Consider the following 21,627-nt stretch of genomic DNA (forward strand, 5'->3'; position numbering starts at 1 on the left):
ATAAACTTTTTGAGTCAGGAAGGGTTACCTTCCGGCTTTTTGCGGGAGAGTGTGGTTTACCACCGCCGAAGGGGAAAACGCCCATAATCTCTCAGGTAAATGGACCGTAAAAAGCCTATGGCACTCTGGAAAGTCGGGAGATCCCGCGCCGAAGGTGTAAGTTTGTACTCCGTAATAGGAGGGAATGTCTTGGAAAGGCAAGCAAACGAGTCTCTCAGGCTTTAGACAGAGGGGCGCAGAAAGGTCGCATCGGGCGATCTAAAGCGCGGAGGTATTATGGGCGAAAACTTTCAATCCCTAAAATGTTTACCCCTTTATGAATTTCATCAAAAGGCGGGCGCTAGATTCGGCAGCTTTGCTGGCTGGAATATGCCGCTTACTTATCCCATGGGTGTGATGAAAGAACATCTGCATACGCGTGCTAAAGCAGGGCTTTTTGACATTTCTCACATGAAGCTTATCGCTATTGAAGGCCACGAGGCGGAGCGGTTTTTGTCTTTTGCCTTGCCGATAGCTGCTGATCAGATGGCTATTCAACAGGCGCGCTATAATTATCTTTTGGATGAGCGTGCGGGGATTTTAGACGATTTAATTGTGACTCGCCTAAGTGAAGCAAGATTTATGATGGTAGCTAACGCTGGTAATTGGGAAGCGGATGTTGCCTATTTGCGTGAGCGGGCTTCGGGCTTTTCTTGTGAAATTATTCCGCTTGAGCGCGTGATTTTGGCGTTGCAGGGGCCTTTAACGCCTGAGATTTTGGCACGTGTTGGCTTCGGCGGGGGAGCTTTGCGGTTTATGCAAGGCTATGAACCAAAGCCGGGGTGGTTTATTAGCCGTTCAGGCTACACGGGCGAGGACGGATTTGAGATTTCTGTTCCTTTTGATGAGGGCGCTATGGTGGCTGAAACTCTCTTACGGGAGAAGGAAGTGGCTTGGATTGGCCTTGCGGCGCGCGATAGTTTGCGACTAGAAGCGGGTCTTTGTTTACATGGTGCTGATATTAGCTGTGATACTACTCCGATTGAAGCAGGGTTAGGCTGGGCTGTGCCAAAGGCAGTGCGTGAGGCGGGTGTTTTTTATGGAGCGGATGCTTATAGACAGGCGGTTAAAGCGACGCCAGTTCGTCGACGTGTAGGACTAAAGCCTGAGACCCGCCAGCCGGTACGCGCAGGTGCCAAGCTTTTTGATAAGGCGGGTGAATTGGTTGGTGAGGTGACTTCGGGTGGTTTTGGTCCTTCTTTTGGCGGGCCAGTTGCAATGGGCTATGTGGCCATTGATTATGCAGGGATTGGAACCAAACTTTATGCCGAGGTAAGAGGTAAAACAGTTGTTGTCAGCGTTCATGGCTTACCTTTTGTTGAACAGCGTTATTTTAAAGGATAATGATGGAAATGCTTTATTTTACTAAAGATCATGAATGGTTGCGTATTGATGGCGATGTTGCGACGGTTGGGGTTACTAATCACGCTCAAGAACAATTGGGCGACTTGGTTTTTGTTGATTTGCCGCAAGTGGAACAAGCTCTCAAACAAGGAGAGGCTGTCGCGGTGGTAGAATCGGTCAAAGCGGCTTCTGATGTTTATGCACCGATTGATGGGATTGTTTTGGAGGTGAATGAAGCTTTGACTACTGATGCTGCTCTTGTAAACCAGCAAGCGGAGACTGAAGGCTGGTTATGGAAAATGCGTGTGACGGATGTAAGCCAATTAGAAACGCTTTTAGATGCTGGCGCTTATCAAGCATTTATAGGGTGATTGGGTAAATATGAAACAAATGAATTTTGCAGCTCGTCATATTGGAACGCGTTCTGAAGATCAGGAGGCGATGCTGGCTTTGCTTGGCTTGGAAACGATGGACGCGTTAATTGCTCAAGCTGTCCCGCAGGCGATTGGTTTGAGGCGTGATCTTGTTTTGCCCAAAGCAGCGTCTGAACCTGAAGCATTAGACGAGGCGCGGGCTTTGATGAAGCAAAATCGTGTGCGAAAAAGTTTTATAGGTCAAGGCTATCACGGGACATTTGTTCCTTCGGTGATTTTGCGTAATTTGCTGGAAAATCCCGCTTGGTACACCGCCTATACTCCTTATCAGGCTGAAATTAGCCAAGGACGTTTGGAGTTATTATTTTATTTTCAAACTTTGGTGAGTGAATTGACGGGCTTGCCGGTGGCAGCGGCATCTCTATTGGATGAGGCGACAGCCTTAGCTGAAGCCAATGCTATTGCTGTGCGTTTTTTTCGCGGCGCTCGTCGAAAAATAAATGTGTTGGGTGACTTACATCCGCAGAGTTTGAGTGTGGCAAAAACGCGGGCGCAAAGCCAAGGTTATGAGATTGTAACAAGCACCGCTATTAGCGAGGCTACAGCAGCGGTGGTGATCCCTTGGCCCGATACCTATGGCCGTTTTATCGACTATAGCCAAGTTATCCAACAAGCCAAATCATGTGGCGCTTTGGTGATCGCAGCAGCGGATCCTTTGGCTTTAAGCATTATGGAAGCACCAGCAAAATGGGGCGCGGATATTGTAGTGGGCAGCATGCAACGCTATGGCGTGCCCATGGGTTTTGGTGGCCCGCATGCTGGGTATTTGGCGGTGAGCAAGGCTTTAACCCGTTTGATACCGGGGCGAGTGGTTGGCCAATCCCTCGACACGAAAGGGCGGGTGGCTTATCGTTTGGCTTTACAGACTCGTGAACAGCATATCCGGCGGGATAAGGCGACTTCTAATATTTGTACAGCTCAAGCTTTGCTTGCAAATATGGCGACAGCTTATGCGATTTGGCATGGACCAAAAAATTTACAAGCCATTGCTTGGCGTGTGCACCATTTGGCAAGTCGTTTTGCTTGCGGTTTGCAAAATGCAGGCAAGATTTTGATGGGGGATGTATTTTTTGATGCGGTTACGGTTTTTTGTGATGGAGCGGCCCAAGCGCTTGTTGTAGCTGCAGAGAAAGAAGGGCGGCTTATTCGTTTGGTAAATAAGGATTGGGTCGTGGTAAACTTTGACGAGTTATCCACACCTGTTGATGCTGAAGCTTTAGCGCGACTTTTTGGAGCGCGGCTTGCTGATGAAGCTGAGTCTTGTTTGCCTTTGGGGAGGCGCGATGCAAGCTTTTTAAGCCAAACAGTTTTTCGGGCGATCTCATCTGAAACAGAGATGATGCGCTTTTTGCGCCGCTTAGCCGATAAAGATTTGGCGCTTGATAGGGCAATGATCCCGCTTGGCTCTTGTACCATGAAGCTGAATGCGAGTGCTGAATTGTTGCCTTTGAGCTGGCCGGAAGTAGCAGATTTGCATCCTTTTGCTCCGCAAGAAGATAGTATTGGCTATCAGAAGATGATTGACCAATTGGAAGAGTGGTTGTGTGAGATCACTGGTTTTCAAGCTATTTCATTCCAGCCTAATTCTGGTGCACAGGGGGAATATGCAGGTCTATTAGCGATTACACGTTATCATCAGGCACGTGGAGAAGTTCAACGTGATATTTGCTTGATTCCTGCCTCTGCTCATGGGACAAACCCCGCTTCTGCTCACATGGCTGGCATGCAAGTGGTGGTAGTGAAATGTTCTAAGGACGGGGATGTTGATCTAGTTGATTTAGAAGAAAAGGCAAAGCAATATCACGAGCGCTTAGCGGCTTTGATGATTACCTATCCGTCGACCCATGGGGTTTATGAAGAAAATATCAAAGATATTTGCTGTATTGTTCATCGGTATGGCGGCCAAGTTTATTTTGATGGGGCGAATTTGAATGCTCTAGTGGGGCTTGCTCGCCCTGCTGATATAGGGGCGGATGTATGCCATATGAACCTTCATAAAACTTTTGCTATTCCCCATGGAGGCGGCGGCCCAGGGGTTGGCCCTATTGGCGTGGCAGCGCATTTAATGCCCTTTTTGCCGGAAAACGGCGCAAAAGAGGCTGTGGGTGCGGTGTCAGCTGCTCCTTATGGGAGCGCATCTATTCTTACTATTACTTGGATGTATATTCGTATGATGGGGGCGGAGGGCTTAAAAGCTGCTACTGAGGCGGCTATTTTAAGCGCCAATTATATTGCGCAGCGGTTATCGGTTGCCTATCCTATTTTATATAAAGGGAAAAATGGGCGCGTGGCTCATGAAGCAATTGTTGATACCCGTATTTTAAAAGATCTTTATGGGATTAGCGTGGATGATATCGCTAAGCGGCTGATTGATTATGGGTTTCATGCTCCTACCATGTCGTTTCCAGTAGTGGGAACACTAATGATTGAGCCTACGGAATCTGAGCCTAAAGCTGAGATTGATCGCCTTTGCCATGCGCTTTTAGCTATCGCTGAAGAAGCAAAGCAAGTGGGAGAAGGCGTTTGGCCGCGTGATGACAATCCTTTAGTGAATGCCCCCCATACTATGGTTGACACGTTGGATGATAGTTGGGATCGACCCTATAGGCGCGCTCTTGCAGCATTTCCTGATTCTTGTCTTAAAGAAAGCAAGTATTGGCCTCCTGTTTCAAGAATTGATAATGTAGCGGGAGATAGGAATTTGATTTGTTCTTGTCCACCCCTTAGTAATTATCATTAATAAGGAATTATGCTTTTGACGGGCTGAGGAATCAAGCCAAGGAGTATACAGCGTCTTTATCTATTTATTTCGGCTTAACCTTTGCAAAGACGTAAATGTTAAAGATAGCGGCTTATGTCAAGGTTTGTAGGGTCAATTGCTGGTTTTTGGCCGCTTATGAGGTCGGCAATAAATTGGCCGCAACCGGCTGCCATGGTCCACCCTAAGGTGCCGTGCCCAGCATTAGTGAAAAGATTGGAATAGGGGGTCTTTCCAAGGATAGGTACGCTATCGGGCGTTACAGGCCGCAGGCCTGACCATAATGCTGAGCTGTGCGTTTGGTCGTAAGAGCCAGGAAACATCATGTCCAAGGCTGCAAGGAGTGTTTTGCGCCGCGCCGTGGTTAAGCGGATATTATAGTCAGATACTTCTGCTGTACCACCAACGCGAATGGAGTCACCTAGTCGGGTGATTGCTACCTTGTAAATGTCATCAAGGACGGTTGATCGGGGTGCTAAGGCTTCATTTTTGATGGGATAGGTAAGAGAATAGCCTTTGACAGGATAAATCGGCGTGCGCAAGCCTAAAGGGGTTAAAAGCTGTGGGCTAAAGGCGGCCATGCATACGAGATAGGCATCGGCACGCTGGGTACCATGGTTAGTCTTGAGACTAAGGACTTTATGGTTATCGTGCTCAAGCTCTAGGATTTGTGTATCATATTGGAAGGTCACGCCGCGCGATTTTGCTAATTCAGCTAGATGTTGGGTAAAGATTTGGCAGTCGCCAGTTTCGTCTTGTGGCGTGCGTAGCCCCCCCGCAATCGAAGCAGCCATGCCTTGCAAGCCTGGCTCTAAGGCAATACACCCAGCTGCATCAAGGATTTCGAAGTGCACGCCATCTTCTTTTAAGACATCAACATCTTTATGGATTTGGTCCATTTGCTTTTGGTTGCGAAAGAGCTGGATAGTGCCTTTTTGAAGACCATTATATTGGATGCCCGTTTCGGCTCGTAATATCTGAAAGCAAAGACGACTATAGCTCGAGATACGAAGCATCAGGCTTTTATTGTGTTGATAACGATTTAGATCACAGTTTTTAAGCATGGCGTAAAGCCAACTGAGCATGGAAAGGCTGGGTCGTGGATGAATGATTAGCGGAGAGTGAGGGCGTAACATCCATTTTATAGCTTTAAGAGGCAGACCTGGCGCTGCCCAGGGCGTGGTATAGCCAAAGGACAGCTGTCCAGCATTAGCGAAGCTTGTTTCTCTAGCGGCGGTAGGTTGACGATCAATAACGAGAACTTCATGGCCGGCTTTGTGTAAGTACCATGCAGAGGTGACGCCTATGACGCCGCTTCCTAAGACAATAACTTTCATGGACAGAGCTCTCCTTTATTTTCTTGTTTGTAAATATAGAGGTAGCGGCGCCCAAGCGCAGTGAGGATTTGATAGGGAATGGTGTCCGCAACTTTTGCTACATCTTCAAGGCTTTGGTGAGGACCGATAAATTCAATGAAATCGCCGGGCAGGGGTGCTTTATCGCCAAGCTGGGTTGCATCAAGGGTAATTGCGTCCATAGATAGGCGACCGATAATGGGTAAACGTTGACCTTTATAATAAGCCACCCCCTTATTGTTTAATGCGAAAGGCCAGCCATCGGCATAGCCCATTCCCACGGTGGTGATGATGCTCGTTTGCGAGACAACGGCTGATCCGCCATAACCAATGGCTGAACCAGCAGGAACAGTGCGGCTTTGCAGAACCCGAGCTTCTAAACCCAGCACAGGTTTGAGACGGCTCGGCATATGTCCTTGTGGATCCACCCCATAAAGGCCGATACCAGGGCGTACCATATCAAAATGAAAAGCTTTGCCTAATAAGATACCACCGGCATTAGCAAGCGCTACGGGGCAGGGTGGTAGGGATGCTAAAAGGGCTTTAAATTTAGATAATTGCGCTTTGTTGGTGGGATGGTCAGATTGATCTGCGCAAGCAAGATGACTGATAATATATTTAATATCAATGTCTTTGAAGATATTTAGGTTTTGCAGTAAAGTAGCCTGTTCATCTTGATCAAGCCCCAAGCGGTTCATGCCGCTATCAACTTGTAAAATGGCGGGGAATCTCTTTTGATGATTTTGACATAATATTTGCCAATTTTTGACGGCTTGCCATGAATTGAGTACGGGCCATATGCCTGCGGCGGCGATCATCGCTTCATGCCCATTGGCTATGCCATTGAGTACGCCGATCATAGCATCGGGGGGCAAAAGGGGCTGTAACTCCAAAGCTTCAATTGGCTGGACAACGAAAAACAGGCGGCAACCTGCTTGGTAAAGGGCGGGTGCCACCTTGGCGACCCCCAGCCCATAGGCATTGGCTTTGACAACAGCAGAACACACAGCGGGGGCTGCCTTTTGGGCTAATAGCCGGTAATTAGCGCATAAAGCATCAAGATCAATTGTGGCTATGGCACCATAAGCGCGGGGATCGGAAATATTGGCAGCAGGGCTGTATTGCGGCGCAACCATGAGATTTTTGGTCATCTCCTCCTCCGTTGGTATATGGGGCTGAACCACGCCCTTTCGTTTAGCGATTTGTTATGTATAATAGGTGAACGCTTGCCGAATTTTGTTGCGATTTTTTGAAGATTCTTGCATTTTATTGCTTCTTATGCATGAAAACTGGGCGTATTTTACATAAAATGCTAAATCTAGATGCGATTGATAAAAAAATTATTCGGTGCTTGCGCCGTGATGGCCGCATGACCAATGCTTTGTTAGCACAAGAGGTAGGGCTTTCGGCTTCTGCTTGTTTGCGGCGTGTACAAATTTTGGAGGCAAGCGGTGTTATTGCTGGCTATATAGCTCTTATTGGCAGTAATGCGGAGGATGAAGATTTTGTTGCCCTTATTCAAATTACTTTAGATAAGCAAACAGAAGATTATTTGCGTCGTTTTGAGAAGGCTATTCAAGGTTTTTGTGAAATTAAAGAATGTTATCTGATCAGTGGGGGAGCCGATTATTGGCTACGGGTCGTGGTGAAAAATGCTGCTGCCTATGAAGCTTTTCATAAAGAAGTCCTTTCTTGCTTGCCCGGCGTTGCCCGTATTCAATCTAGTTTTAGTATCCGGCAAATTATGCGTTAAATGAGATGCACCCGTAATTATTTATTGCTTGTTAAAATGTATGAAGGCATTGTATTGAAATAATAAAAATAGATGGGGAGTAAAAGTATGGAAATAAAAAAAGAAACGGGAGAACCTCAGATAAAAGAAACAGAAAGTCAAGCAAGGGCGCGCGTACGTACCGCCGGCTGGGCTACAATTGCTGGATCAATGCTTGAATGGTATGATTTTTATCTTTACGCAACCATGGCATCAATAGTTTTTGGTAAGGTTTTTTTTGCTGCAGGCGATAGCCAAACCGCAACGCTTAAAGCTGTTGCGACCTTTGCAGTAGGTTTTATGATTCGGCCTTTTGGTGGCTTGTTTTTTGGTTATTTTGGTGATCGCTTTGGCCGTAAAAAGCTACTGACTATCACATTTTTTTTAATGGGCATTTCCACGGCTTTGATTGGATTTATCCCGACTTATGATAAGATTGGCGTTTGGGCTCCCGTATTGTTGATTGTGGTGCGTATGTTTCAAGGGCTGGGCGCGGGCGCTGAACTTGCTGGTGCAGGTGTAGCTTCTTATGAGCATGCAAGCCCCAGCCATCGTGGGAGGCAAGGCGCTTGGCCTGCTTTAGGGCTTAATCTTGGGCTGTTCTTTTCTTCTATTACCGTTTATCTTTTAACCTTGCGGGGTGATGAATTCTTATTAGCAGGAGGTTGGCGTATCCCCTTTATTGGCTCCCTTGTTTTAGCATTTATTGGCGTTTGGGTGCGCAGAAACTTGCCTGAAACGCCACAATATGTTGCCATTCGGCCCGAAAAGAAGGCTGACCTTTCAGTATTTCGCTATGTTTTTCGTCACCACTTCAAGGGATTGCTAGTGGTTTTTTTTGTGGCCGTAGGCTATAATGGAATCACCTATATTGTGAAGACCTTTTCTATTGCCTATCTTACGGAATATCAGCATATGCATGGCTCGCAAACGTCTTTGGCAGTGATGTTAGCAAGCCTTTTGGCGATTATCGTTGTGCCTTTATTCGGTCGCTTGTGCGACTATTGGAGTGCAAAAGTTGTATTGGTAACGGGGGCTGTTTTGATGACGGTTCTTGCTGGGCCCTTTATGTGGCTTTTGGAAACGGGTGAAGATTATAAGGTTTATTACGCTATGGCTTTAGGTATTGGCTTGCTTTCAAGCTTAGTCCAATCCACTAAGGGGTCATTCTTCAGTCGCCAATTTCCCGTGGAAGTGCGTTCAACTGGCGTAGGTGTAGCGCAAGAGGTGGGGACAGCTTTATCGGGCGGTTTAGCCCCTTTGGGTGCCTTAAGCTTAGTCGCAGCTTCTCCTACTCATTCTACCTTAGGCGTGATCTTAATTTTGGTCGGGCTTGCTATTATTATGGGTCTTACGGCGCTCTTTGACCAAGGTAGGCATTACATCGCGCATAAAAATTAAAAGGCTTATCTTTAAGAGGTAAGAATCATTAAGATATTTTAATGCCGCGCCGATTCATCGGCGCGGCTTTTATATAGGCAGAACAAAATTTATTGGGATTTTATTTAGGTTATTCATGAAATATAGGTTGAAAAAGCCCTTGGCACTAAGATAGGAGGCGGTTATATATGCCTATGGTTAAGCAGGCTCGTTGACTATGGTGGCGATGGCGGGTCATTTCGTATTTGGTAGTAGCGTTTGTGCTAAAGCTAGGGTTTGAGAATCATATGCTAGCTAAAACGCCCCCTACGCTAATTAAGGAAGTATGTATGCAGTCTCCCGTCCTTTCGGTTGTGCCTCAAGGAGATATCCCCCCTCTTGCTAATACTTTTGCTCTCACAGTGCGCGCAGTTAAGCATTATACGGAGCGGCTGTTTAAATTCCGTTTGACAAGGCCTGAAAGTTTTCGTTTCCGCTCTGGTGAATTTGTGATGATCGGGTTACCTAACGCGCCAAAGCCTATTTTTCGTGCTTATTCTATCGCTAGCCCTTTTTGGGATGAGGAGCTTGAATTTTTTTCTATCAAAGTGCTGGGCGGTCCTTTGACAGAACATTTGCAAAAGATTCAAGTGGGTGACACAGTTTTGATGCGTAAAAAGTCTACGGGGACGCTGGTTTTAGATGCACTGATACCCGGTAAACGGCTTTACCTTTTATCTACGGGCACGGGGGTCGCACCTTTTGCAAGCTTGATTCGCGACCCCGAAACCTATGAGAAGTTTTCTCAGGTTGTTTTAGTACAAACGACCCGACAATGTGCGGAATTGAATTATGCTAAAGAATTGGTTGCTGATTTGCATGCTGATCCATTGATTGGGGAGTTTGCTCCGCAATTGTATTTCTATCCTATGACTACCCAAGAAACGTCTGATCATATGGGGCGGATCACTACAGTCATGCGTGATGGCCAGTTTTTTCGCGATACAGGCTTACCAAGGATCAACCCGCAAGAAGATCGGGTAATGATTTGTGGCTCAATGGCGATGCTGAAAGACTGCGCCGCTATGTGCAGGGATTTTGGTCTTGAAGAAGGTGCCAATAACGCCCCCGCTACTTATGTAGTGGAACGCGCCTTTGTTGATTAAAGTGCTATTTATTAGTTTATGCTCTCCTCAGAGGCGGTTTAGCAGAGCGCAAAGTATAGGCTTGCTTCGCGAATTGCGTGATCATGGACCAATCTTGAGTTTTGATGAGAGAATCAGGTGCTACCCACGAGCCACCTACGCATAAAACATTAGGTAGCGCTAGCCATTGCGGGGCTGTGTCTTCAGAAATCCCACTCGTGGGGCAAAATTTGAGATGGGCGAGGGGTGCAGCAAGAGACTTAAGGAAATTAATTCCACCTGCTGCTTGGGCTGGAAAAAATTTCAGATATTGATAGCCGTGATCAGCGGCCTGCATCATTTCGCTGGGGGTGATAGCACCGGGTAAGAGGGGAATAGAACTTGTTTTATCTACTTCAATCAACGCTTGGGTAAGACCAGGGCTTACTAAAAATTGCGCACCCGCTTTTTGTGCTTGAGTATATTGTTGCGGGGTCAAGACAGTGCCAGCGCCAATAAGAGCGCTTGTAACGTTCTTAGCGATGATTTCGATAGCATCTAGGGCGATGGGCGTGCGTAAAGTGATTTCGATTGCTGGCAAGCCTCCTTTGACCAGAGCTCGTGCCAAGGGTATGGCGTGTGATAAATCAGTGATTTGAATAACAGGGATGACAGGCTGGCTTTGCAATAAGGTGAAAAGGCGTTGGGTTTTTTCTTGCATAGGATTGCCTCCTCTTAGTAGTTATTGTATTTATCGTTGTTGATTGATACTAAATAATCAATGCAATGGCTATGAAATTATCTGTGAGCACCCTTATGAATGAGACCTATACCGTTGCGGCCCTTTATTGTTTTGCGCGTTTTACACGTTATAAGCAGTTGCAAGCGCCTTTACGAGCCTTATGTCAAGCAGCTGGCATTAAGGGCACGCTACTTCTTGCGCGTGAAGGAATCAACGGAACTGTAGCGGGGAAAGCAGAAGACATTGCATGTTTGGTAGCTTTTATTACTGAACAACCAGAATTAGCAGCACCTGAGATTAAGTATTCTTATGCTTCAAAAATGCCATTTCGCCGCATGAAAGTGCGATTGAAGCAAGAAATCGTTACTATGGGTGTTGAAGAAGTGGATCCTTTGCAAGCAGCGGGGACATATGTACCGCCTCAAGATTGGAATGCGCTTATTCAAGACCCCGAAACGATTGTGATTGATACGCGCAATGATTACGAATGCGCTATTGGTACTTTTGCGGGCGCTATTGATCCTCATATCAAGACATTTCGTGCCTTTCCGCGATGGGTACAAGAAAACTTGGCTTTGTTAAAACAGAAGAAGAAAATTGCCATGTTTTGCACGGGTGGTATCCGCTGTGAAAAATCTACCGCCTATGTACGTGGCTTGGGATTTGACCAAGTTTATCACTTAAAGGGAGGTGTTTTGAAATATTTAGAAGATATTCCTAAAGCGCAAAGCCTGTGGAATGGTGAATGCTTTGTTTTTGATGAGCGCGTAGCGGTAGGGCATGGGCTTTCGGAAAGTGCTTTGCAATTATGTCGTGCTTGTCGTCGACCTTTGGGGTTAGAAGATCATCATCACCCTAATTATGAGGAGGGGGTGTCGTGTGCTGGTTGTTATCATGAGCATGGGGAGGACGACCGTGCCCGTTTTCGTGAGCGGCATAAACAAGTGCAATTGGCTAAGAGCCGCGGGGTAGCACCGCATATTGGGTATTCATAACGGTCTTTGATTTAGAAAGGCGGGGGAGACGAGGATGTCGATTTCTATTTTGATTCCTTTAATTTATTTGTTGTTGGGGGTTATAGTCGGGCGCTGGTATCTTGCTAGAGTCGATTTATTAGCTCGATTGGCGGCGATGGTCTTAACGAATATTTTTATTCCTATCGTTAGCATTTATAATATTCTCTTCCACCAGCCAGGTATTTTTTTGATCATGATGGCTATTGTGCTGATCATGATAGTGATGTTAGTAACGGCTTTATTCGTGACACGCGATTTGATAAAAAGCCTTTGTTTTGCTTTTTTGAATATTGGTTGGCTTGGCTTACCAGTGGCTGTAGCTCTTTATGGCGATAGGGTAACTATGGTGATGGTGGCCGCTTATGTGGGAAGCTCTATTTTTGGTAATTCGGTTTGTACGTTTTTAATGATGCCTAAAATGCGAGCGCGGGCAAAGTTTTTCCGTTTGCTACGTTCACCGGTAATTATATCGGTGATTGCAGGGGTTGCCCTTTTACCATATGCTTCTTTTTTAGCGCATTATGATACGCAATGGCAGTATATTTATGGCACAGCTAAATTCATTATGAGCTTTTTAGGTATGTTTATTTTAGGGATGTGGATTGCTAAGACTAAATGGTCTGATTACCAAAATATTGGGGCGTCTTTGACGATGTCTTTTTCGCGTCTTGCCTTTTTCTCTTGTTTGATAACGTTTTTAGTTTTTTACGGATATTACGCTGATATCGCTCTTATTAGGGATAATATGTTCGTATTTTATTTTATTGGTTTATTGCCTCCAGCCGCCAATATTATTGTGCTTGAGACTTATTATTTAGAGTCTGGTCGATCAGCCGCTTTTATCAGCGTAGGAACTCTGATAAGTATTATCTTTATCACTTTTTATGCGGTCTTTACCGTGGCGTGGGTACAATGATGACGTATTTGGCTGTTTATTACTCTGTGGTTTGCGGATAAATTAGGGTGTTCTTTGTTCGTTGGATGGAGCGACAGAAAATATTAGACAACGCTCTTTGCAACGGTGATAGCCATGCAAAGCAAGGATCATTTTAAGAAAAATCTTAAAAATATATTGAAGCTTTGACTTATATGGTCTATAATACAATTTATACGTGTGCATGGAGAGCCAGTTTCCAAATGGTCAAAGAAATCGGTATTGTACGCGCAAAAAGCCCCTTTCGGTATTCGTGAACCAAAGGATAAGGACATCTCTTAATCTACAAGGCAGGCGAAGATTAATGTAGTGTTTATTGTGCTATTTGCTTCCCTTATGTAAAATTTTGCGTTTTTTTAAGCGGAGCAGATACTATTTGCGTATGCCTTATTGTGCGATTTCATAACTAACATTGGTAACAACCCCGTGGAAATGTCAGGAGACATGCTATGGCAACACAACGTATCCGTGATTTTTTAGCCGCTCGTCGTCCTGAAGGGCCTTGCCTTATCCTTGATCTTGATGTTGTGCGAGAGAATTATATAAGCTTTGAAAAGGCGCTTCCTCACTCGCAAATTTTTTATGCGGTGAAGGCTAACCCTGCGCCAGAAATTTTGCGCCTCCTAGCATCTTTAGGCTCTAGCTTTGATACCGCCTCGGTCGCTGAAATTGAAATGGCTTTAGAGGCCGGCGCAACAGCTAATCGTATTTCTTTTGGCAATACGATTAAAAAGGAATGTGATATTGCGCGTGCGTATGCATATGGGATTTTGCTTTATGCTGTAGATTGCATTGAGGAAGTTGAAAAAATTGCGCGTGCCGCTCCAGGCGCCCAGGTTTTCTGCCGTATTCTTACTGATGGGGAAGGTGCAGAATGGCCACTTTCTCGTAAATTTGGTTGTGTGCCATCAATGGCCGTTGATGTTTTGCGCCATGCGCACCAGTTAGGCTTGGATGCTTATGGCGTTTCTTTTCATGTGGGCTCTCAGCAAACTAATTTACACGCTTGGGATAAGGCTTTGGATGAAACGGCACATATTTTCCAAATGCTAAAGGCTGAAGGCATTATATTGAAATTAGTTAATATGGGGGGCGGGTTCCCAACCCGTTATTTAAAGGACGTACCCTCTACTCAGGCTTATGGGATGGCAATCTTTGATTCACTTAGTAAGCATTTTGGTAATGACTTACCCGCAACCGTTATTGAACCTGGTCGCAGCATGGTAGGAAATGCAGGCGTTATTCGTTCGGAAGTTGTACTAATTTCAAAAAAGGCGAAGGACGAGCAAACGCGCTGGGTTTATTTAGACATAGGTAAATTTAATGGCCTTGCTGAAACTATGGATGAAGCGATTCGCTACTCTATTGAAACAGAGCGCGACCATGACCCTATGGGGCCTTGCGTATTAGCCGGCCCTACTTGTGATTCAGCCGATGTTATGTATGAAAAGGTACCCTATCCACTACCTCTTTCTTTAACTGTGGGCGATGAAGTTTTGATTCATGGGACTGGTGCTTATACAACGACGTACGCTTCAGTAGCTTTTAATGGGTTTGAACCGTTGCGGTCTTATGTTATTTGAATAGTGCGTTCTTATTTCTTTTGCGCCTCGCCTTTAGGGCGAGGCGTTTTGTTATATGTGCCATAATAGGCAGAAGAGACAATCTCGCGTAGATCTGCTTTTGTTGCTTTGCGTGGAGCGCAGGCGGTTATATTTTTATCAAAATGGATTTTATTCAATAATTTAAGCGTTATGGGTTTGGTTTTCGATTCGATTGTGAGTTCATTTAATCGGGGAGGGATGTGTGCCATTCTGCGTAATTTCAGCAAAGCCCTCAAAAATCCATTTTTTATATCTAGGGCATCGCATAGTTCTAAAATGCGTTCTTCGATAGCTGAGGTATAAAAGGTTACCACATAAGGCAAGAGAATTGCATTTGCCATACCGAATTCAATGGGAAGATGTCGGCAAAGGGCATGGGCAAGCAAAGGGGTAAGTCCGTGCCCTTTCTGAGCTGCTAAGGCGCCTGTAATAGAGGCGGCGAGGAGTTGTTTTTGCGTTTCCAAATCTGAAGGATTTTGTATAGCGCGGGGTAGATGCGTAAAAACGAGACGCATGGCCGTAATAGCCAATGAATCAGCTATAGGATTAAAGGAATTGATACACCATGCTTCGAACGCTTGTGTGAAGGTAATCATGGTGGCGGCAGCTGTGGTTCTAGGCGGTGCACAAGCAGTAAGCTTGGGGTCTAATAAAGCCAGATGGGGTCGCATCAGGGGGTTTTTGACATATTTGCCAGCTTTTTCATTTTGATGCATAAAATAGGCTGAATCGGTAACCTCAGCCCCGCTACCAGCAACGGTGGGGATAGTAATGATCTTGGGTTGGGATATTGATTGAAAAAGTTTGCTATTTTCAACAGGTTGGGCCGTACGCCAAGCAATCAATTTGGCAAGGTCTATGGTATCCCCGCTTCCAAAGGCAATGATGGCTTGGAAGCCCCCATCTTGATAGAGAAGAGCACCACGTTCTATGGTAGGAGCGCATGGTACGCCGTCGAGTTCAGAAAATACGCCAAAGTTAAAAGAGGTCTTATCCAAGCGGCGTAGCAGTTTTTGCAGTATAGTAGAGTTGGTAAGGTTGCGATCGGTGATGACCATAGCCGATTTTATGCCATAGTCAGTAAGGCGGTTTTTCAAATTACGAATCCCGCCTGCCTCTAAGAAAATATGCGTAGGAAAGTGCCATTCTTCCTGGATTTTGGTTGTTTCCATAGTTATGGCATCCCTTTGGTTGTCTATACAGAATGTTTACTCAAGGGCAGATTTCGCTTTAATCTTAAATTCTAGTTTATATCATGCTTTGAATATTTTAATGGCCTATAATATCGGAATTTCCTACTGATTTCGGCGGTTTTTCTAATACAAAAATGAGTAGGCTTAGTCCTAAGAATATGAAGGTGAGCAAAAGGAACGCATCGCTGAACGCCATAACGCTAGCTTGTTGACGTGTCATTCCATAAAGTTGCATAAGTGCTACACCTTGTGACTCTAAGCCAATATTAAGCGAATGGCTGAGCGTCTCAAGTAAGCCTTGGGCTTGTGTATTATTCCAAGAGATGCTTTCTGCTAAGCGTGCATAATGAAAATCGCCGCGTTTTGTAAGGATGGAGCTAATGGCAGCAAGTCCTACGGCACCACCTAAATTCCGTGTTAGGTTAAACAGCCCAGAAGCTTTTTGAACTTGATCAAGCGGAAGGGTACCGAGCGCAATGTTGTTAATGGGTACCATGCATAGCATAATGGAAAATCCACGAAAGATTTGTGGCCAAAAGAGCTCCCAAAAATCCCACTCAGAGGTAATGCTAATAGGCATCCACGTACCAATAGCAAAGCCAATAAAACCAAGTAACATCATAAGCCGCGCATCAAGACGCGTGGACAAAATCCCAGCTAATGGCGCGCTAATAAACATGCTGAGACCAGAAAGAAACATGGTTTCTCCAATCATAAGCGAATCATAACCTCGTATGCTACCCAAAAATATCGGATATAAGTAAGTTAACCCATATAACCCAATACCTAATACAAAAGAAAAGGTGCAGCCCAACGCGAAATTCTTATTTCTAAAAGCGCTAATGTCAGCAATAGGTTCTGCTGCGGTGGTGGCTCTCCAAAAGAACAAAAGGCCGCCGAGGATCATAATAATGCTACAAACAAAAATACTTGTGTCTTGAAGCCATTCGTGCCGTGGTCCTTCTTCCAGAATATATTCTAATGAACCTAAACACGCGCCCATGCCAAGGAGACCCCACCAGTCGAATTTTTTAAAAAGAGTGTGGTTTGCTTTGTCAAAATCAATGAATTTCCAGCTAAGGATAGCGACCGCCACCCCAAAGGGAACATTGATTAGAAACAACCAATGCCATGAAAAATCATGGCTCAAATATCCGCCAACGGTAGGGCCAATGGTAGGGGCAATCGTGGCAATGAGCCCCACCAAAGGAGAAACAATAGAACGCTTTGAAGGTGGAAAGATCGTAAAGGCTGCGGTAAAGACACTAGGAATCATTGCGCCGCCGATAAAGCCTTGTATGGCGCGGTAGATAATCATCTCATTGATACTCGTTGCTGTGGCGCAAAGGATAGAGGCAATAGTGAATCCTGTAGCTGAGAGTGAAAATAAAACTCGTGTGGATAAAAGCCGCCCCAAGAAGCCCGAGAGAGGAATCATAATAACTTCAGCAATTAGATAAGAGGTTTGAATCCATGATGCCTCTTCAGAGCTAGCAGAAAGTCCTGCTTGGATCTCTGCAAGAGAGGAGGAGACGATTTGGATATCCAAGATGGCCATAAACATGCCAAAAATCATGGCGATAAAGGCTATAACTTTACGGCCGTCTATAGATGGTTCCCCAGGACTTTGTGTGGTCTGAAGCATTGCTTTGGCCTTGATTGATGGCTTATGTTATTGGGGTTTTGTATCAATGGTGACTTCTGCGCTCATCCCCGCTCGGGCTTGCCCATCGCTTAGAACCTCGCTTGGGAGGGCGATACGGACAGGGACGCGCTGGACAATTTTTGTGAAATTGCCCGTGGCATTTTGCGCAGGAATTATAGAGAAAAGCGCGGTTGATGCCGGTGCAATAGACAGAACTTTTCCCGTATAATGCCGTCCTTTTACGCCATCAATGGTTATATAAACAGGTTGCCCAGGCCGCAGGTTGGATAATTGGGTTTCTTTATAATTGGCCTCGATATAGAGATTGTTATTGGGAATGAGGGCGGCTAAGCGTTGTCCATTGGTGACAAAATTACCCAGCTTTGCTGAAATATTAGCGATGATCCCATCAAACGGAGCACGGATAAGGGTGTGATCAAGGGCATTTTTTGCTTTATCTCGATCCAGTTCTAGGATACGCGTTTGACTGTTGGCCTCTTTGCGCTGGGCTTCGACCACGGCGATATTTGCGCGGGCGGCAGCTATACGGGCTTGAGCGCTGGTGATATTAGCTTGGGCTTGGTCATAGGCAGTTTGCGCGTTGTCAACGGTAGATTGAGGGGCAAAATTGCCTGCATTAAGTTTCTTAGTCCGCTCTAGAATGGCAAAAGCATTTTTGGCCGCTGCATCAATAGCTTTTTTTTGCGATATCGCTTCATCCAAGCTGGTGCGTGCTGCAGTTATTTGGGCTTCAAAGCGTTGTATCGTTTTTTCTTGGGTATCAAGCCTCGCCTGAGCTTGTTGATAGGCAATTTGATAATCCTTATCCTCAAGTTTAAAAAGAATATCCCCCGCTTTTACTGCTTGGTTTGCGGTTACAGGTATGGACTCGATATAGCCATTCAGCTTCGGTGCTATGGTGGCTATATCACCTTGGATATAGGAATCATCAGTGGAAATCATAAAACGATCTGTAGTCCACCAATGAAAGCCATACCAGCCAATAGTAATCAATAGAAGAAAGAGAATAGTGTAAAAAATGTTTTTACGGAGGCTACTTTTTTGCGAAGAAGATTGAGGTACATGCGGCGGAAGAGAGGTAGTTTCAGACATGGGTTTTATGCTTTCAATTTTTATTTGCGTAAAACTTAAGAAACGACATTTAAGATGGAGATAAATTTTAGGTATTGTATTACATCCGGTTGTTAAAAGAATAAAGGCAGCGTTATGTTGTTTCAAGCGTCTTATTGATCATTTTATTGTGCATTGCATACAAAGGCCGCGTATTTCTATGTTTGTATTTTGCGGTAAAAAACCATTTTTTTGAGCAAGGCAGCTGATAGCCGTTTGCAGGCCTGTATCGGGGATTTCACGCGCATGACCGCATTTTTCGCAAATCATAAAAGCGTTAAGCCCAGTTGTGCATCCTTCTGGTTTAGCGCAGGCCATGAAAGCGTTAGCACTGTCCAAGCGGTGGACGTACTGTTTTTCGATGAGCTTTTCTAGCGCACGATAAACTTGTAGTGGCGCACGAAACCCTTCGCCTCGCAAGCGGTCAAGGATAGTATACGCGCTAAGGGGAGCTTTTGCGTGAAGCAGAGTATTAAGTACAAGGCTTTGATTACGGGTGAGGCTATTAGGCATGCGATCCTCCTTTAGGATAAGCACTACGCTTAATACCATAGAGAGATTGAAAGAGCGTTTCTCTTTTGGTGCTCTCCGCCAACCGGGCAGGGAGAGTGCGTAAGAAACAAGAAGTGATAAATTATAAACCAGCCTTTATGTATGATCAATGCTTCAATGAAGGATATGGTTTAGGGGGGTGGTGGGGTGTGATATTTTGGAAAAAAGTGAAAAAAATGGAAAAGGGGTGTTGACATTTTTGTGGTGTGGGGGCTATATGGCGACACAACGAGGGCGGGGCGCCGCTGGCGACAGAGGGTTGCGCTCTTGGGGTTAGACGGAAGGATGAGAGATGATTGAGGCATTTGCTGAGGTATCTTTTCTTTAGTTTAACGGGTGATGAACGGACGATAAGTCTGTTGGTTCTTTGAAAATAGAATAGATAGAAAGAGAAACGTGGGCGGCATAGTCTGCAGAAGCGAGAGCTTCAAAGAGAATATGGCGGCACGTTTTTCGAGAGAAGATGTTAATACCGGATTTAATCGTAAGATTAGATTGGTGTGTAAATATGTTCTCGTCGATTCAAGCGTGACCAGATTGGTCTGCTTACTGGATAGAAGCGAAGGTTTGCTATGGTAGATTTTTGCGGAGGTTTGGTTAAGCAGATAGACCAAGAAAAGCCGATCAAATTTTCAAAAGCATAAACTTGAGAGTTTGATCCTGGCTCAGAACGAACGCTGGCGGCAGGCTTAACACATGCAAGTCGAGCGCACAGTTTACTGTGAGCGGCAGACGGGTGAGTAACGCGTGGGAATCTACCCATCTCTACGGAATAACACAGAGAAATTTGTGCTAATACCGTATACGTCCTTAGGGAGAAAGATTTATCGGAGATGGATGAGCCCGCGTTGGATTAGCTAGTTGGTAGGGTAATGGCTTACCAAGGCGACGATCCATAGCTGGTCTGAGAGGATGATCAGCCACACTGGGACTGAGACACGGCCCAGACTCCTACGGGAGGCAGCAGTGGGGAATATTGGACAATGGGGGCAACCCTGATCCAGCCATGCCGCGTGAGTGATGAAGGCCTTAGGGTTGTAAAGCTCTTTCACCGGTGAAGATAATGACGGTAACCGGAGAAGAAGCCCCGGCTAACTTCGTGCCAGCAGCCGCGGTAATACGAAGGGGGCTAGCGTTGTTCGGATTTACTGGGCGTAAAGCGCACGTAGGCGGATATTTAAGTCAGAGGTGAAATCCCAGGGCTCAACCCTGGAACTGCCTTTGATACTGGGTATCTTGAGTATGGAAGAGGTGAGTGGAATTCCGAGTGTAGAGGTGAAATTCGTAGATATTCGGAGGAACACCAGTGGCGAAGGCGGCTCACTGGTCCATTACTGACGCTGAGGTGCGAAAGCGTGGGGAGCAAACAGGATTAGATACCCTGGTAGTCCACGCCGTAAACGATGAATGTTAGCCGTCGGGCAGTATACTGTTCGGTGGCGCAGCTAACGCATTAAACATTCCGCCTGGGGAGTACGGTCGCAAGATTAAAACTCAAAGGAATTGACGGGGGCCCCCACACAAGCGGTGGAGCATGTGGTTTAATTCGAAGCGAAGCAACGCGCAGAACCTTACCAGCCCTTGACATCCCGATCGCGGTTTTTGGAGACAAGAACCTTCAGTTAGGCTGGATCGGAGACAGGTGCTGCATGCCTGTCGTCAGCTCGTGTCGTGAGATGTTGGGTTAAGTCCCGCAACGAGCGCAACCCTCGCCCTTAGTTGCCAGCATTCAGTTGGGCACTCTAAGGGGACTGCCGGTGATAAGCCGAGAGGAAGGTGGGGATGACGTCAAGTCCTCATGGCCCTTACGGGCTGGGCTACACACGTGCTACAATGGTGGTGACAGTGGGCAGCGAGACCGCGAGGTCGAGCTAATCTCCAAAAGCCATCTCAGTTCGGATTGCACTCTGCAACTCGAGTGCATGAAGTTGGAATCGCTAGTAATCGTGGATCAGCATGCCACGGTGAATACGTTCCCGGGCCTTGTACACACCGCCCGTCACACCATGGGAGTTGGTTTTACCCGAAGGTGCTGTGCTAACCGCAAGGAGGCAGGCAACCACGGTAGGGTCAGCGACTGGGGTGAAGTCGTAACAAGGTAGCCGTAGGGGAACCTGCGGCTGGATCACCTCCTTTCTAAGGAAGAGTGTGAATTGGTTGTTATCTTTAGGGATGATAAGCCTTTACATTCTGATTAGACACAGAGTTTAGTGGATAGGTTAGTGGGTAACTATTAACTAAAGCACTAGACTAATATGGCAGACATGCCGTCTTCGTTTCTCTTTCTAGACATGTATCGCAAGCCTATAGGTTAGCTTAGAGCGCTTTTATGAAGCTGTTTAGCTTGGCCTTAAAGGCAGGGTTTAGGGCGACTTGTGACTTAGGGCTTGTAGCTCAGTTGGTTAGAGCGCGCGCTTGATAAGCGTGAGGTCGGAGGTTCAAGTCCTCCCAGGCCCACCAGGAATGGTTTAATTAGGGGCGCAAGCTTCTGAAGATGGGGCCGTAGCTCAGCTGGGAGAGCACCTGCTTTGCAAGCAGGGGGTCGTCGGTTCGATCCCGTCCGGCTCCACCATAATCATTGGTGTGGTGGTTAATTTGAGGGGTTGAACTTTAAAAGATACATGGA

The 21,627-nt window shown here is 46.0% G+C and carries 16 protein-coding genes, 2 tRNA genes, 1 rRNA gene and 1 riboswitch; of the genes, 12 read left to right on the forward strand and 7 right to left on the reverse strand.

The annotated features are described in order from the left end of the window. Positions 1-32: 32 nt before the first annotated feature. A riboswitch (glycine riboswitch) is annotated at positions 33-117 on the forward strand. A 159-nt stretch (positions 118-276) separates the two neighbouring features. Genes gcvT through gcvP form a run of 3 tightly spaced genes read left to right on the forward strand, consistent with a single transcriptional unit; the run spans position 277 to position 4,557 of the window. After that, on the forward strand, positions 277-1,383 hold the full coding sequence (gene gcvT, locus ACK28X_RS02440) for a glycine cleavage system aminomethyltransferase GcvT (protein ID WP_412058086.1): 1,107 nt from the start codon (positions 277-279) through the stop codon (positions 1,381-1,383). 2 nt (positions 1,384-1,385) lie between these two features. Beyond that, positions 1,386-1,754 carry a glycine cleavage system protein GcvH gene (gcvH, locus tag ACK28X_RS02445; protein WP_412058271.1) on the forward strand — a complete coding sequence of 123 codons (369 nt, stop codon included), beginning with the start codon at positions 1,386-1,388 and terminating at the stop codon, positions 1,752-1,754. A 10-nt stretch (positions 1,755-1,764) separates the two neighbouring features. Next, entirely contained in the window at positions 1,765-4,557 is a 2,793-nt protein-coding gene (gene gcvP, locus ACK28X_RS02450) for an aminomethyl-transferring glycine dehydrogenase (RefSeq protein WP_412058087.1), read from the forward strand. Positions 4,558-4,655: 98 nt separating this feature from the next. On the opposite strand, the gene ACK28X_RS02455 is transcribed toward gcvP, so the two are convergent. Both ACK28X_RS02455 and alr read right to left on the reverse strand, forming a co-directional pair. Next, positions 4,656-5,912 carry a D-amino acid dehydrogenase gene (locus ACK28X_RS02455; protein ID WP_412058088.1) on the reverse strand — a complete coding sequence of 419 codons (1,257 nt, stop codon included), beginning with the start codon at positions 5,910-5,912 and terminating at the stop codon, positions 4,656-4,658. Next, on the reverse strand, positions 5,909-7,066 hold the full coding sequence (alr, locus tag ACK28X_RS02460; protein ID WP_412058272.1) for an alanine racemase: 1,158 nt from the start codon (positions 7,064-7,066) through the stop codon (positions 5,909-5,911). The genes ACK28X_RS02455 and alr overlap by 4 nt, the downstream gene beginning before the upstream one ends. Before the next feature lie 173 nt (positions 7,067-7,239). On the opposite strand from alr, the gene ACK28X_RS02465 reads away from it, so the two are divergent. The 3 genes from ACK28X_RS02465 to ACK28X_RS02475 all read left to right on the forward strand — a co-directional run bounded on the left by ACK28X_RS02465 (position 7,240) and on the right by ACK28X_RS02475 (position 10,226). Further along, on the forward strand, positions 7,240-7,683 hold the full coding sequence (locus ACK28X_RS02465; protein WP_412058089.1) for an Lrp/AsnC family transcriptional regulator: 444 nt from the start codon (positions 7,240-7,242) through the stop codon (positions 7,681-7,683). Positions 7,684-7,770: 87 nt separating this feature from the next. Next, the gene (locus tag ACK28X_RS02470; RefSeq protein WP_412058090.1) at positions 7,771-9,102 is read left to right on the forward strand and encodes an MFS transporter; all 1,332 of its coding nucleotides are present in this window, start codon (positions 7,771-7,773) and stop codon (positions 9,100-9,102) included. 308 nt (positions 9,103-9,410) lie between these two features. Then, positions 9,411-10,226 (forward strand): ferredoxin--NADP reductase, encoded by an 816-nt coding sequence (locus ACK28X_RS02475; RefSeq protein ID WP_412058091.1) that lies wholly within the window; start codon positions 9,411-9,413, stop codon positions 10,224-10,226. A gap of 16 nt (positions 10,227-10,242) precedes the next feature. Here the strand turns inward: ACK28X_RS02475 and ACK28X_RS02480 are convergent, their stop codons facing one another. Further along, positions 10,243-10,905, reverse strand: coding sequence for a bifunctional 4-hydroxy-2-oxoglutarate aldolase/2-dehydro-3-deoxy-phosphogluconate aldolase (locus ACK28X_RS02480; protein WP_412058092.1), 663 nt, complete (start codon positions 10,903-10,905; stop codon positions 10,243-10,245). Between the two features lie 95 nt (positions 10,906-11,000). Between ACK28X_RS02480 and ACK28X_RS02485 the strand changes: the two genes are divergently transcribed. The 3 genes from ACK28X_RS02485 (at position 11,001) to ACK28X_RS02495 (ending at position 14,459) form a co-directional block, all read left to right on the forward strand. Then, complete coding sequence (locus ACK28X_RS02485) at positions 11,001-11,921, forward strand: rhodanese-related sulfurtransferase (protein ID WP_412058273.1); 921 nt, start codon at positions 11,001-11,003, stop codon at positions 11,919-11,921. A gap of 34 nt (positions 11,922-11,955) precedes the next feature. Further along, the gene (locus ACK28X_RS02490; RefSeq protein WP_412058093.1) at positions 11,956-12,858 is read left to right on the forward strand and encodes a hypothetical protein; all 903 of its coding nucleotides are present in this window, start codon (positions 11,956-11,958) and stop codon (positions 12,856-12,858) included. A gap of 467 nt (positions 12,859-13,325) precedes the next feature. Next, entirely contained in the window at positions 13,326-14,459 is a 1,134-nt protein-coding gene (locus ACK28X_RS02495; protein ID WP_412058094.1) for a type III PLP-dependent enzyme, read from the forward strand. 11 nt (positions 14,460-14,470) lie between these two features. Here the strand turns inward: ACK28X_RS02495 and ACK28X_RS02500 are convergent, their stop codons facing one another. The 4 genes from ACK28X_RS02500 to ACK28X_RS02515 form a co-directional block, all read right to left on the reverse strand. After that, complete coding sequence (locus ACK28X_RS02500; protein WP_412058095.1) at positions 14,471-15,652, reverse strand: iron-containing alcohol dehydrogenase; 1,182 nt, start codon at positions 15,650-15,652, stop codon at positions 14,471-14,473. A 97-nt stretch (positions 15,653-15,749) separates the two neighbouring features. Then, a complete protein-coding gene (locus ACK28X_RS02505) occupies positions 15,750-17,318 on the reverse strand; it encodes a DHA2 family efflux MFS transporter permease subunit (RefSeq protein WP_412058096.1) in 1,569 nt (522 codons plus the stop codon). A 27-nt stretch (positions 17,319-17,345) separates the two neighbouring features. Continuing rightward, positions 17,346-18,431 (reverse strand): HlyD family secretion protein, encoded by a 1,086-nt coding sequence (locus tag ACK28X_RS02510; protein ID WP_412058097.1) that lies wholly within the window; start codon positions 18,429-18,431, stop codon positions 17,346-17,348. Between the two features lie 138 nt (positions 18,432-18,569). Continuing rightward, the gene (locus tag ACK28X_RS02515) at positions 18,570-18,962 is read right to left on the reverse strand and encodes a Fur family transcriptional regulator (RefSeq protein ID WP_412058098.1); all 393 of its coding nucleotides are present in this window, start codon (positions 18,960-18,962) and stop codon (positions 18,570-18,572) included. A gap of 681 nt (positions 18,963-19,643) precedes the next feature. Between ACK28X_RS02515 and ACK28X_RS02520 the strand changes: the two genes are divergently transcribed. The 3 genes from ACK28X_RS02520 to ACK28X_RS02530 all read left to right on the forward strand — a co-directional run bounded on the left by ACK28X_RS02520 (position 19,644) and on the right by ACK28X_RS02530 (position 21,573). Then, positions 19,644-21,137, forward strand: a 16S ribosomal RNA gene (locus ACK28X_RS02520). A 247-nt stretch (positions 21,138-21,384) separates the two neighbouring features. Continuing rightward, positions 21,385-21,461 (forward strand) — tRNA-Ile (locus ACK28X_RS02525). Positions 21,462-21,497: 36 nt separating this feature from the next. Continuing rightward, positions 21,498-21,573 (forward strand) — tRNA-Ala (locus tag ACK28X_RS02530). Positions 21,574-21,627: the final 54 nt, after the last annotated feature.

The sequence above is a fragment of the Bartonella sp. DGB2 genome (assembly GCF_046843095.1).
GTDB lineage: Bacteria > Pseudomonadota > Alphaproteobacteria > Rhizobiales > Rhizobiaceae > Bartonella.